General features: G+C 45.8%; 9 protein-coding genes. All 9 read left to right on the top strand.

Annotated features, from left to right (window positions below; genetic code table 11):
• The first annotated feature begins 1 nt into the window (after window position 1).
• The 9 genes from yfmH to mutL all read left to right on the top strand — a co-directional run bounded on the left by yfmH (window position 2) and on the right by mutL (window position 12,948).
• Window positions 2–1,303, top strand: a complete 1,302-nt coding sequence (gene yfmH, locus FFM77_RS04685; protein ID WP_137634596.1) for an EF-P 5-aminopentanol modification-associated protein YfmH — start codon at window positions 2–4, stop codon at window positions 1,301–1,303.
• A gap of 102 nt (window positions 1,304–1,405) precedes the next feature.
• Entirely contained in the window at window positions 1,406–2,299 is an 894-nt protein-coding gene (locus FFM77_RS04680) for a helix-turn-helix domain-containing protein (protein WP_137634595.1), read from the top strand.
• A gap of 22 nt (window positions 2,300–2,321) precedes the next feature.
• Window positions 2,322–2,906, top strand: coding sequence for a CDP-diacylglycerol--glycerol-3-phosphate 3-phosphatidyltransferase (gene pgsA, locus FFM77_RS04675; protein ID WP_137634594.1), 585 nt, complete (start codon window positions 2,322–2,324; stop codon window positions 2,904–2,906).
• Between the two features lie 109 nt (window positions 2,907–3,015).
• Window positions 3,016–4,278 carry a competence/damage-inducible protein A gene (locus tag FFM77_RS04670; protein WP_137634593.1) on the top strand — a complete coding sequence of 421 codons (1,263 nt, stop codon included), beginning with the start codon at window positions 3,016–3,018 and terminating at the stop codon, window positions 4,276–4,278.
• A 91-nt stretch (window positions 4,279–4,369) separates the two neighbouring features.
• Window positions 4,370–5,455 carry a recombinase RecA gene (gene recA, locus FFM77_RS04665; RefSeq protein ID WP_137634592.1) on the top strand — a complete coding sequence of 362 codons (1,086 nt, stop codon included), beginning with the start codon at window positions 4,370–4,372 and terminating at the stop codon, window positions 5,453–5,455.
• A gap of 226 nt (window positions 5,456–5,681) precedes the next feature.
• A complete protein-coding gene (gene rny, locus FFM77_RS04660) occupies window positions 5,682–7,241 on the top strand; it encodes a ribonuclease Y (RefSeq protein WP_137634591.1) in 1,560 nt (519 codons plus the stop codon).
• Window positions 7,242–7,399: 158 nt separating this feature from the next.
• The gene (locus FFM77_RS04655; RefSeq protein WP_137634590.1) at window positions 7,400–8,206 is read left to right on the top strand and encodes a TIGR00282 family metallophosphoesterase; all 807 of its coding nucleotides are present in this window, start codon (window positions 7,400–7,402) and stop codon (window positions 8,204–8,206) included.
• Between the two features lie 54 nt (window positions 8,207–8,260).
• Complete coding sequence (gene mutS / locus FFM77_RS04650) at window positions 8,261–10,894, top strand: DNA mismatch repair protein MutS (protein ID WP_171001562.1); 2,634 nt, start codon at window positions 8,261–8,263, stop codon at window positions 10,892–10,894.
• A gap of 26 nt (window positions 10,895–10,920) precedes the next feature.
• Window positions 10,921–12,948 carry a DNA mismatch repair endonuclease MutL gene (gene mutL / locus FFM77_RS04645; RefSeq protein WP_137634588.1) on the top strand — a complete coding sequence of 676 codons (2,028 nt, stop codon included), beginning with the start codon at window positions 10,921–10,923 and terminating at the stop codon, window positions 12,946–12,948.
• The last annotated feature ends 226 nt before the right edge of the window (window positions 12,949–13,174 follow it).

Genomic DNA, 13,174 nt, shown 5'->3' with positions numbered 1-13,174 from the left:
GATGCAAGTGAAACAATATGAACAATTTAATGAAACAAGTTATCAGACGAAGCTCGATAATGGGCTAACGGTCACGCTCTTACCTAAAGCCGGCTTCCATAAAACTTATGCGGTCTTTACGACTAATTATGGGTCGATTGACAATACCTTTGTGCCTGCTGGTGAGACAGAAATGCGACGTTTTCCGGATGGTATTGCGCACTTCTTGGAACATAAGATGTTTGAAAAGGCGGACCATGATGCGTTTCAAACGTTTGGTAAATATGGGGCTAGCGCCAATGCCTTTACTAGCTTTACGCGGACCAGCTATCTCTTCTCAGCGACGCAACATTTGCGTGAGAATTTAGAGACCTTACTTGATTTTGTCCAAGACCCGTACTTTACACCGGCGACGGTCGAAAAAGAAAAGGGCATTATTGGTCAAGAAATCGAGATGTACAACGATGATCCGAGCTGGCGGTTATACTTTGGCATGATTGGCAACTTATATCCCAATCATCCCTTACAGTATGATATTGCCGGGACCACGGAGTCGATTGCAAAGATTACGGCTGATGATTTGTATGCGGCTTATCGGACCTTCTACCATCCCGAAAACATGACGTTGTTTGTAGTCGGTAAGCTTGACCCTGATGAAGTATTGGACTGGGTCACTAAAAATCAAGCCGCCAAAACGTTTGACACCTTCCAACCGATTGAACGTAAGATTCCAGCTACTGCGACGGATGGTCATGATATTATGCCATATCGGATGATTGATATGCCCGTCAATCGGGCGAAGTCGATTATTGGGGTCAAAGGGTTGGCACCAATTGAAGCTGGTCCAGCTGCGTTGAAGTATCGTGCCGGGGTTAACGTCTTATTAGAATTATTATTTGGCGATACCTCTAAGAACTATTTGCGGTTATATGATGAGGGCATTATTGACGATACCTTTGGTTATGATTTTGAATTACAAAATGGGTTTAATTTTGTCACGTTTAGTGGGGAAACTAACCAACCTGAAAAATTTGATGCCGCGATTATCGCCGTTTTGGAAAACTGGTCCCAAGCCGTTGAGGGGCAAGAAGACCTATTAGCGATGGTGAAAAAGGAAATGATTGGTCGCTGTGTCTTCATGGCAAACTCGCTAGAAGCCATTGCCAATCGTTTTGACCAACGTTTATTTGGCAATACCACGCTGTTTGATGAACCGGCTACGATTGCGAGTCTGACCTTGGATGATGTTAAAACCATCGCCCAACAACTGTTAACCTCACAAGCGATTAGTGAGTATCAGATTCGACCAACTAGCAAGCATTAAAGAAGTTTTAAGTTCATATCACTAGTACCGACACTACGCCGGCTGTGATATACTATGAATCGAAAGATTTTGAAAATAGACTTAGGGTGGAGAAAAAGTCAAATGAGTGAAAATGAAGAAAAAAGTACCATTGGCGCGCGTCTAAAAGCTGCGCGGACAGCCAAAGGATTAACCATTGATGATTTGCAACAGATCACCAAGATTCAAAAGCGGTATTTGATCGCGATTGAAGATGAAGAATTCGATAAGTTACCTGGTGATTTCTACGTGCGGGCGTTTGTGAAGCAATATGCGGACACCGTTGATCTCGATGGGGATGCGTTACTGAAAGAATACAGTGACCAATTACCTGCAACCCATGCGGAAACCTATGTTCAAAATGTCGATGATACGCAACCAACCCGGGCAGCAACTCGGGAACGGCCTAGCAGTCCAACAAGTCGGGTCCGCAACTATTTGCCAACGATTATCATTACAGCAATCGTTGTCTTAATTTTGTTGTTTATCTGGTTTATGGCTGTTCGAACGCATACCGGTTCTAGTTCAGCAACCAGTGCCAGCAGTTCAAGCACACAAGTTTCGAGTTCTAAGCAAACAAGCAGTGCCGCTAGTTCCAAGAAGGCAGCTAGCAGCAGTGCGGCTAAAGCTAGTTCGAAAAAGGCTGCTGACAAGAAGAAGACTAACCAAACGATTAAAGCCGATGGGACTAGTGATACGGCCTACACGTTAACGAACGGGGCTAAGAAGAATAAAGTTGTCTTAAAGGCAACCGGTGCCGCTTGGACGTCTGTCACTACTAACGGGACGCAAACTTGGCAAGGGACGTTGACTGCTAATGGTTCACATACGGTGACGTTGCCAAGCAATGCCTCGACGGTCAAATTCCAATTTGGGAATGCCAAAGCAACCAGTGCAACCATTAATGGCAAAAAGTTTGACTTCAATCCGAAGAACAGCACGAGCCAAGTTCGGACGATTACGTTGACCATTAAATAAACGTTGTAAAGGAGTTATGGCTGTGAATTTACCTAATAAATTAACGGTGTTTCGAATTATTTTGATTCCTGTCTTTCTACTGATTATGGTCTTACCATTGAGTTGGGGCCAAGTGGTCTGGGCTGGTACGACGATTCCAGTGACCCAGATTGTGGCGACCGTGATCTTTGCGGTGGCGTCACTAACCGATTTAGCGGATGGCAAGATTGCACGGCGGCAGCACTTAGTGACGAATTTCGGCAAATTTGCTGATCCGTTAGCTGACAAGATGTTGGTCATGACGGCGTTCATTATCTTGGTTCGCCTAAATATGGCGCCTGATTGGGTTGTGGCGATTATTATGTGCCGGGAATTAGCGGTCACGGGCTTACGCTTATTGATTGTTGAAAATAACGGTGAAGTGATGGCGGCAGCGATGCCTGGGAAAATCAAAACCACCACGCAAATGATTGCGATTATCTTTTTACTCTTGAACAATGTGTTGTTTGCGGCGATTAACGTGCCGTTTGCCAGCATCATGTTATACATCTGTCTCTTCTTCGTGATTTACTCGGGGATTGATTACTTCGTGCAAAATCGCAACGTCTTTTCAGATGGATTTAAATAGCGTTAAAAAAAGTTCTGCCAATTGGTGGAACTTTTTTAGTGCTTGAACAATTTGTTTTCGTATATACTTAACGTAACGCGCAGCAAGTCACAAGGAGATGTCATTCAGCATGCAAGCAGAAATTATTGCCGTTGGGACCGAGATTTTACTCGGTCAGATTACGAACACGAATAGTACCCACATTGCCCAAGGGTTAGCCGAATTAGGGATTGATAGTTACTATCAGACCGTTGTCGGGGATAATCCCGCGCGGTTAGCAACTGTGATTGAGATTGCAGCGCAACGTAACGATTTAGTCATTTTATCAGGGGGCTTAGGACCGACTAAAGATGATTTGACGAAGCAAACACTCGCGAAGTATCTTAATGTACCCTTGGTTGAAGATACAGCCGCGATGCAGGTGATCACGGACCGCTTTGCCCAGACGCACAAAACGATGACCGCCAATAATCGATTGCAGGCCCTATATCCGGCGGGCGCTACCCCCTTAACGAACCATAATGGCTTAGCAGTCGGGGCCTTTTATCAGTCACCTGATTCCGCAGACTTCTTATTGTTACCAGGGCCACCCCGGGAAATGACGATGATGTTTGATACTGAAGCTAAGCCACAATTACAAGCGGCTTATGGTCAACAAGCCCAGATTTATTCACGGGTCTTGCGGTTCTTTGGAATTGGTGAGTCGCAATTGGTGACGGAACTTAAGACCTTGATTGATGATCAGCAAGCCGTGACGATTGCGCCCTATGCCAAGACTAATGAAGTGACGTTACGTTTAAGTGCTCAGGCAGCAACGAAGGCTGAGGCCACTGCAGCTTTAGATACTGTGGAAGCACAGATTAAGGCTAAAGTGGGGGATTATCTGTATGGCTATGGCGATGATAATTCGTTGGTTGCCGTGGTGATTAAGACCATGATAGACCGACAATTAAGCATTACCGGTGCCGAAAGTTTAACGGCCGGGTTGTTTCAAAGTACGATTGGCGGGGTGCCCGGCGTATCAGCAATCTTCCCGGGTGGCTTTGTGACCTATGCCAATACCGCTAAGCATCAATTGGTCAACGTGCCGCAAGCGACAATTGATCATGACGGGGTTGTTTCAGAAGCGACGGCAATTGCCATGGCTGATGGTGCCCGCCAACAGTTAGCTACCGATACGGCCTTAAGTTTCACTGGCGTTGCGGGCCCAGATGCGCTAGAAGGCCAGCCAGCGGGGACCGTTTGGATTGGGCTAGCGTATCGTGATCAGCCGACTGAGGGCCGTTTATACCACTTTGCTGGCGATCGGCAGCGGATTCGGGAGCGTAGTGTGATGGCGGGGCTTGATTGGTTACGCCGCAAATTAGCGGCCGAAGCACCAATTGAAAAATAGCACGAACTTTTGTTCGCTTTTTGCTTGCATTTCTGAAGGTGAACAGCTATGATATTAAGAGTTAAGAGCGAGACCCAAAGGAGGAAATAATTTGGCTGATGCACGGCAAGCAGCACTAGATGCTGCCTTAAAAAAGATTGAAAAGAACTTTGGTAAAGGCTCCATTATGCGAATGGGGGATGCCGCTAATACGGCAATTTCAACCATTTCAAGTGGTTCCTTAGCCTTAGATGACGCGCTTGGTGTTGGCGGGTATCCCCGCGGCCGAATCGTGGAAATCTATGGTCCTGAAAGTTCCGGTAAAACAACCGTTGCGTTGCACGCTGTCGCTGAAGTGCAAAAGCAAGGCGGAACGGCTGCTTATATCGATGCTGAAAATGCTTTGGACCCCGTTTATGCAGAACACTTAGGCGTTAATATTGACGACTTATTGCTCTCGCAACCAGATACTGGTGAACAAGGCTTGGAAATTGCTGATGCCTTAGTTTCCAGTGGGGCGGTCGACATTTTAGTTGTCGATTCAGTGGCGGCATTAGTGCCGCGAGCTGAAATCGAAGGCGAAATGGGTGACGCGCACGTTGGGCTACAAGCACGACTTATGTCACAAGCGCTGCGGAAACTCTCCGGGACGTTGAATAAAACTAAGACGATTGCGTTATTTATTAATCAGATTCGTGAAAAAGTTGGGGTTATGTTTGGTAATCCTGAAACGACTCCTGGTGGTCGGGCTTTGAAGTTCTACGCGACGATTCGTTTGGAAGTTCGGCGGGCAGAACAAATTAAAGATGGTACCGATATTATCGGGAACCGTGTTCGAATTAAAGTGGTCAAGAACAAGGTTGCGCCGCCATTCAAGCGGGCCGAAGTTGATATCATGTACGGTTATGGGATTTCTCAAACCGGTGAATTGGTCGATATGGCTGCGGATAAGGATATCGTTAAGAAGAGTGGGTCTTGGTACTCATACGGCGAAGACCGAATTGGTCAAGGCCGTGAGAATGCGAAGAAATACTTGGCTGATCATCCGGATGTCATGGCAGAGATTCGTCAAAAGGTTCGGGATGCTTATGGCATGGACGGCGCCGATGATGACGAGGCTGATGCAGAGAATACGCCAGCGCCAACGGTTGACGATCCGAGTGAATTAGATTTAGGCGAGACTGAAAAAGATAAATAAATGATTGTTAACGTCCAAAACGGTGGTTTTGGGCGTTTTTATACATATTTTTTGCATAAGTTAAGGGACGTTTGATAGCTAACGATGGGCTTCACATAAGACTTTAAGTTGACACTACTAGTTTCAAACATTAGAATAACAAGTGTGTAAGTAATCAAAATATAACATCTGAAAATTTGTAGTTGATTTTATGTTAACTGGATTTTGGTGATGCGGAGGTGGAAACATGAATGTTTTCGGTATAATCCTCGCAGTCATCGCAATTGTTGTCGGCTATGGGATTGGTTATGTCGTTCGTAAGAATATCCATGAAAAAGAATTGGACGCGGCCAAGCACACAGCTGAGGGTATTATTGCTTCAGCCAAGAAGCAAGCGGAGACTCACAAGAAAGAAAAAGTTCTTGAATCAAAAGAAGAGAGTCACCGTTACCGAACTGAAGTTGAAAACGAGTTAAAGCAACGCCGGAATGAAGTGCAAAAGCAAGAAGACCGGTTGTTACAACGCGAAGAGACTTTGGATCATAAGGAAAATACTTTTGAAAAACGCGAAGATGCTTTAGGCAAAAAGGAAGATAAAATTGCCAACGAGCAAAAACGTGTGGAACAACAGCAACAAAGTGCAGCTTCACTAATCACGCAACGTCAAGCTGAATTAGAAAAGGTCGCCGCCTTATCGCAAGATCAAGCGCGGGAACGGATTTTAACGCAAACGCGGGATCAATTAACGCATGAGCGAGCCGTGATGATCAAAGAAAGTACGGACGAGGTTAAGTCGCAGTCTGAAAAAGAAGCGAAGAACTTAATCGTTCAAGCCATCCAACAAAGTGCCGCGGATATGGTATCCGAAACCACGGTTTCCGTGGTTTCCTTACCGAATGACGACATGAAAGGCCGGATTATCGGTCGTGAAGGTCGGAATATTCGGACCTTAGAGACGTTGACCGGGATCGATTTAATTATCGATGATACTCCGGAAGCCGTCGTTTTGAGTGGCTTTGACCCAATTCGGCGTGAAATCGCTAAAATTGCGTTAGAGAAGTTGATTCAAGACGGTCGGATTCATCCGGCTCGGATTGAAGAAATGGTTGAAAAAGCTCGTAAAGAAATGGACGAAAAGATTCGCGAAACCGGTGAACAAACGGTCTTTGATTTAGGGTTGCACGGGATGCATCCTGACTTGATCAAGTTAGTCGGTCGCTTGAATTATCGGACTAGTTATGGGCAAAATGTTTTAAATCATTCAATTGAAGTTGCGAAGTTGGCGGGCGTTTTGGCCGCTGAACTTGGTGAAGATGTTACTGTCGCGAAACGCGCAGGATTATTACACGATATTGGTAAAGCCGTTGATCACGAGATCGAAGGTTCCCACGTTGAAATTGGCGTGGAATTAACAACGAAGTACAAAGAAAACCCAGTGGTAATCAATACGATTGCGTCACATCATGGTGATGTTGAAGCGAAATCCATTATTGCCGTCTTGGTTGCAACTGCGGATGCGATATCTGCAGCTCGGCCAGGTGCTCGGAGCGAGTCGTTGGAGAATTATATTCATCGACTTGAAAAACTTGAAACGATTGCGAATGCGGAAGATGGCGTTAAGAAGAGTTATGCTATCCAAGCTGGTCGTGAGATTCGGGTTATCGTTAAGCCGAAAGACGTGTCTGATTTACAGGCGACCGTTTTGGCGCACGATATTAAAAAGCAAATCGAAAATGAACTTGAATATCCTGGACACATTAAGGTTACCGTTATTCGGGAAGTTCGAGCAGTTGACTACGCTAAATAAACAAGAGATAAGTTTAGGACTGAAAAGTCTTAGGCTTATTTTTTTACGATTGGTGATCTGGTCAGGGCCGTTAAGTAAAATAATACCAAGCCGGACACCGCATTTTCGGGTGATTAATGCTAAAATAATTGTTATAACAGTCAAACAAGGGAGAACATATGCGAATTTTATTTGTTGGTGATGTCATGGGTAACGTTGGCCAAGACGCCATTGAAACGTACTTACCTAAGCTCAAGCGGCGCTATAAGCCACAAGTCACGATTGTGAATGGTGAAAACGCCACGCGAGGTCGCGGGATTAATCAAGAAGTTTATAAAAATTTCTTAACAGCTGGTGCCGATGTGATTACGATGGGCAATCATACTTGGGATAACAATGAAATTTTTGATTTTATTGGGGACGCGAAGAAGTTAGTCCGCCCGTTGAACTTTCCAGCCGAAACGACTCCGGGTGTCGGTTATACGATCTTAAAGGTTAATGCGGAAAAGTTAGCTGTGATTAACTTGCAAGGTAACGTGTTCATGGGTCAAAACTTAGCGAACCCATTTACCACGGTCAAACCCGTGGTCGATGAATTGCGTCAGCAAACGGCGAATATCTTTATTGATATGCATGCCGAAACCACCAGCGAAAAAGAAGCATTGGCGTGGTATCTAGATGGTCAAGTCAGCGCTGTGGTCGGGACGCACACGCATGTGCAGACGAGTGATAATCGGATCTTACCTGGCGGGACCGCCTTCTTAACGGATGTGGGTTTCACGGGGCCATATAATGGTATCTTAGGGATGACACGTGAAAACGTCATTAGTCGTTTTCTGGATCAGATGCCAACGCGGTTCAATGTGCAAGAAGACAGTCCGGCAGTCTTATCCGGTTGTGTCATTGATTTAGATGGCAAGACTGGTCATGCTAAGAAGATTCAACGGGTCTTAATTAACCCTGATCACCCTTATTTTGACGATTAATTTAGGTCATAGAAAGTAGGAACCAAAGTGTCAACAAAAGCAAAAGAAACGCCAATGATGAAGCAGTATTTTGCAGTTAAAAATCAATATCCCGATGCCTTTTTGTTTTATCGGCTCGGGGATTTCTATGAAATGTTTTTTGATGATGCCATTAAAGGCGCGCAACTTTTAGAATTAACTTTGACGACGCGGAACCATTCCGCCGCCAATCCCATTCCTATGTGTGGGGTGCCACATCGAGCGGTTCAAAATTATATTGATATTTTAGTTGATAAAGGCTATAAGGTCGCTATTTGTGAGCAGATGGAAGATCCTAAACTGGCTAAAGGGATGGTCAAGCGTGAAGTCATCCAGTTGGTCACACCTGGGACGACACTCGAACGTGGGGCGGAACAAGCGAAGTCGAATAACTATTTGACCGCGTTAGTTCAAGCCGCCGGTCAATATGGATTTGCTTACGCCGATCTGTCGACGGGGGAACTCAAAACGAGCTTGTTAACGACTAATGACGCGTTGGTTAATGAATTAACGAGTCTGCAAACTAAGGAAATTGTCGTTGATGAGACAGTACCAACCGAGTTACGCACCCAGATTAAAGCACTCGGCATCTTAATTTCGGAGCAAAATAAGGTTGAACCCCAAGCGGAACTCAGCTATTTAACGCAAGATTTAACGGTCGCTTTAGAGCAGCAAGTGGTTGAACATTTGTTGATGTATATCAACGTGACCCAAAAGCGGAGTCTGGCGCATTTACAAAAGGCAATTGCCTATGAGCCCTCATATTTCTTAAAGCTCGATCATAATTCCAAGTATAATTTGGAATTAATGCGGTCGATTCGGACTGGTAAAAAGCAAGGGACCTTATTGTGGTTGCTAGATGAGACTAAAACGGCGATGGGTGGCCGATTATTAAAGCAATGGCTAGATCGGCCGTTGATCGTGAAAGCTGATATTGAGACGCGACAAAATAAAGTTGCGGCATTATTAGAACATTATTTTGAACGTAGTAATTTACAAGAAGAACTCACCAAAGTTTACGATCTCGAACGGTTAGCTGGCCGGGTCGCATTTGGCAGTGTGAATGGTCGCGATTTGATTCAACTAAAGACGTCCTTACGCCAAGTACCGAAGTTGCGTTATATTTTGGCGGAATTAGATGCTGACGTCTTTAAGGATGAAGTCAGTCGGCTAGATCCCGTGGAAGATGTGGCGGATCTGATCGACCGGGCCATTGTTGACGAAGCACCCTTATCGGTGACCGATGGTGGGGTTATCAAAGATGGCTATGACGAGCAACTCGATAAGTATCGGGATGCCATGAATAATGGGAAAAAGTGGATTGCGGCTTTGGAAGCACAGGAACGCCAAGTGACGGGGATTAAGAACTTAAAGATCGGCTTCAACCGGGTCTTTGGTTACTATATCGAAGTGACGAAAGCCAACTTAGCCCAATTACCAGCGGACCGGTATGAACGGAAGCAAACGTTGACGAACGCTGAACGCTTTAGCACACCAGAGTTAAAAGAACATGAAAGCTTGATATTAGAGGCTGAGAGCCATTCTACACAGTTGGAGTATACCTTATTTACAAAAGTGCGAGAAACGGTTAAAGGGGCGATTAAACGGCTTCAAACGTTAGCTAAGGCCGTTGCTGCGATTGACGTGTTGCAAAGCTTTGCGGTCGTTAGTGAAGACTACCACTTTGTCCGACCAACGCTAACGAAGTCACATGACTTAGAGCTAATTGATGGCCGGCATCCGGTCGTTGAAAAAGTGATGGGTAACCAGAGCTATGTGCCCAATGACGTGAAGATGGCTCCCGATGAGACGGTCATGCTGATTACTGGGCCGAACATGTCTGGTAAAAGTACGTATATGCGACAATTAGCATTAACGGTCATTATGGCGCAGATTGGTTGTTTCGTGCCGGCGAAAAAAGCCCAGTTGCCGATCTTTGATCAAATCTTTACCCGGATTGGGGCGACTGATGATCTGATTTCAGGGCAAAGTACGTTTATGGTCGAAATGCAGGAAGCCAACAATGCGTTGAAGCATGCCACCGCCAATAGTCTGATTTTATTTGATGAAATTGGGCGGGGGACGGCGACTTACGATGGGATGGCGTTAGCCCAAGCTATTATTGAATTTGTGCATAACAATATTCATGCCAAAACATTATTCTCAACGCATTATCATGAATTAACCGCGCTAGATCAAGAATTGGCCGGACTGCAAAACGTCCATGTGGGGGCGACAGAGCAAAATGGTGAGCTGGTCTTCTTGCATAAAGTTGAAGCCGGTGCTGCCGATAAATCTTACGGGGTGCACGTGGCTAAATTAGCTGGCATGCCAGCGGACTTATTAAAGCGCGCCAATAAGATCTTGGCCAGCTTAGAAGAACAAGGGAGTACAGTTTCAACGCAGGTAGCGCCAGTTAGTTCATCCGCAAGTACGCCGGTTGAACCTGCTGAAACGATTGTCCCCGATGAAACGGCGGATAGTGCCCCAGCGGCAGTCGCGGCAACGCCCGCACCAGAAGAACAATTATCGTTATTTGCAGAGCCGACTGTGACTGATACCAAGAGTGAAAAGGTCATTCAACAGTTGAAACAATTGAACTTAATGGCGATGACCCCGATGGACGTGATGAATCAACTCTACAAATGGCAACAAAAGTTAACGAAGTAAGGTTTAAGTGAGAAAGGCTGAACGTGATGAGTAAAATTCATGAATTATCATCCGTATTAGCGGATCAAATTGCCGCGGGCGAAGTGATTGAACGGCCCGCGTCAGTCGTTAAAGAACTGGTTGAAAATGCGTTGGATGCGCATGCCACCCAGATTGATGTGATGGTCGCGGAAGCCGGTATTCAGTCGATTCGAGTGATCGATGATGGTGACGGGATTGCCGAAGACGACGTTTTGATTGCCTTTAAACGACATGCAACGAGTAAAATCACGTCACGAGCTGATCTATTTCGTGTGCAGTCGTTGGGCTTTCGTGGTGAAGCGTTGCCTAGTATTGCGTCTATTGCCGATGTCGTTTTGAATACGAGTAACGGGACGACTGGCACCAGTATTCATTATCGCGGCGGCAAATTATTGAAGCAAGCACCGGCCCCCTTACGTAAAGGGACCGATATTAGTGTGACTGACTTGTTCTTCAACACGCCGGCCCGCTTAAAATACTTGAAGTCAGCGCAAACAGAATTGGCTAATATTTTAGATATCGTTAATCGCTTAGCTTTGAGCTATCCGCAAGTGGCATTTCGGCTCGTTCATAACCATAAAGAATTGCTGAAAACAGCTGGTCGTGGCGACCTGCAGCAAGTTATTGCCGGCATTTACGGCGTGCAAAATGCACGCAAGATGGTCGCCATTACTGGTGAGTCAGATGATTATCAGGTGACGGGTTATGTGGCGTTACCAGAGTTAACCCGTGCGAGTCGCCAGTATATCTCACTTTTGATCAATGGCCGGTTTATCAAGAATCAACAGTTGACCAAAGCAGTGATTAAAGGCTATGGTTCCAAGTTGATGGTCGGTCGTTACCCGATTGCTGTGGTGGCGATTCAAATGGATCCACTTTTGGTCGATGTGAATGTGCATCCAACAAAACAAGAAGTCCGGTTAAGCAGAGAACCCGAGTTGGCGAAACTGATCAGTACCACGATTACGGCACGGTTAGCGAACGTCAATTTGATTCCATCGGCACTGACCAATCTGGGCAGTCATCGGCGGGAACGTTTGAATACGGATCAGTTAGCGATGGATTTAAATGCTGCGTCATCGCAGCATCAACCGTTGCCAGTTGGCCCAGCTTTAACGCGGGCGACACCGGCATCAATGGCAACGCCTGCCGCTGAAGTGACACCTGCACCTGCGACGGCTTCAATGGCCGCCACGCCGGCTAAGTCAGCCGCACATTTAGCGGATCAACAGCCCAGCACGGCGCCTACTGAACCGATTATGATTGCCGCCCGCAATGAGTTAAAGACGCCCATGGTTGCTGAATTTGATGCAAAGTATCAACATGAGACGCCGGCGTTGCCATTTGGACAACCAGCGGCTAAACCGGCTAGGGTGGCGATGCCAGCGGAATCTGCACCGGCTGACGCCACTGAGTCATCGGAGCGCTTTCCAACGTTACGTTATCTAGGTCAGATGCATGGCACTTATTTGTTGGCGGAAGCCGATGATGGCATGTATATCTTGGATCAACATGCGGCCCAAGAACGGATTAACTATGAATATTATCGCCAAGCCATTGGCGAAGTCAGTGCGGACCAACAAAACTTGTTAGTCCCAATCATTCTGGATTATCCCACCAGTGATGTGTTGAAAATTAAAGAGCAGTTGCCGTTACTAGCCGAATTAGGGCTACACTTGGAGCCGTTTGGTGGTAATAGCTTTATTGTCCACGCGCATCCGACTTGGTTTAAGGCGGGACAAGAGGAAGACACGATTAAAGAAATGATTGATTGGGTCTTGAATGATGATAAGTTAACCGTGGCCCAATTTCGGGAGAAAACGGCGATTATGATGTCATGTAAACGTGCCATCAAAGCCAATCATCATTTGGATGATCAACAAGCACGGGCATTGCTTAAAAAGTTACCGACCTGTGAGAATCCCTTTAATTGCCCACACGGCCGGCCGGTGACGGTTCATTTTACGAATTCTGATATGGAAAAGATGTTCAAACGGATTCAAGATAGCCATACGGCGCAAAGTCACAATTAAGATTGCGCGTTGGGCGAGTTAATTAACTAAAAATCAGTTTTATTGTAAAAAGTCTGTTAACGGTGTGTAACTGTTAGCAGACTTTTTGGTTTTGTGTAACTATTAAGTCACAAATTAGCAAAGTTAGGTTAAAGGTTAGTGATGAAGCCCAGTTAACGGCTGAATTCATGGTAAACTACTTTTATACTTATTTTCAGAAATGAATGGGGACTGGTGGGTGACCACC

This window comes from Lactiplantibacillus songbeiensis, from assembly GCF_005405125.1.
Lineage (GTDB): Bacteria > Bacillota > Bacilli > Lactobacillales > Lactobacillaceae > Lactiplantibacillus > Lactiplantibacillus songbeiensis.
The sequence above is the reverse complement of the archived record's forward strand: the minus strand, read 5'-3'. Positions and strand labels throughout refer to the sequence as shown.

What these genes read in the sequence shown, in the direction of transcription:
- yfmH (WP_137634596.1), top strand. Translation starts at nt 2, where the DNA reads ATGCAAGTGAAACAATATGAACAATTTAATGAAACAAGTTATCAGACG.
- FFM77_RS04680 (WP_137634595.1), top strand. Translation starts at nt 1,406, where the DNA reads ATGAGTGAAAATGAAGAAAAAAGTACCATTGGCGCGCGTCTAAAAGCT.
- FFM77_RS04670 (WP_137634593.1), top strand. Translation starts at nt 3,016, where the DNA reads ATGCAAGCAGAAATTATTGCCGTTGGGACCGAGATTTTACTCGGTCAG.
- rny (WP_137634591.1), top strand. Translation starts at nt 5,682, where the DNA reads ATGAATGTTTTCGGTATAATCCTCGCAGTCATCGCAATTGTTGTCGGC.
- FFM77_RS04655 (WP_137634590.1), top strand. Translation starts at nt 7,400, where the DNA reads ATGCGAATTTTATTTGTTGGTGATGTCATGGGTAACGTTGGCCAAGAC.
- mutS (WP_171001562.1), top strand. Translation starts at nt 8,261, where the DNA reads ATGATGAAGCAGTATTTTGCAGTTAAAAATCAATATCCCGATGCCTTT.
- mutL (WP_137634588.1), top strand. Translation starts at nt 10,921, where the DNA reads ATGAGTAAAATTCATGAATTATCATCCGTATTAGCGGATCAAATTGCC.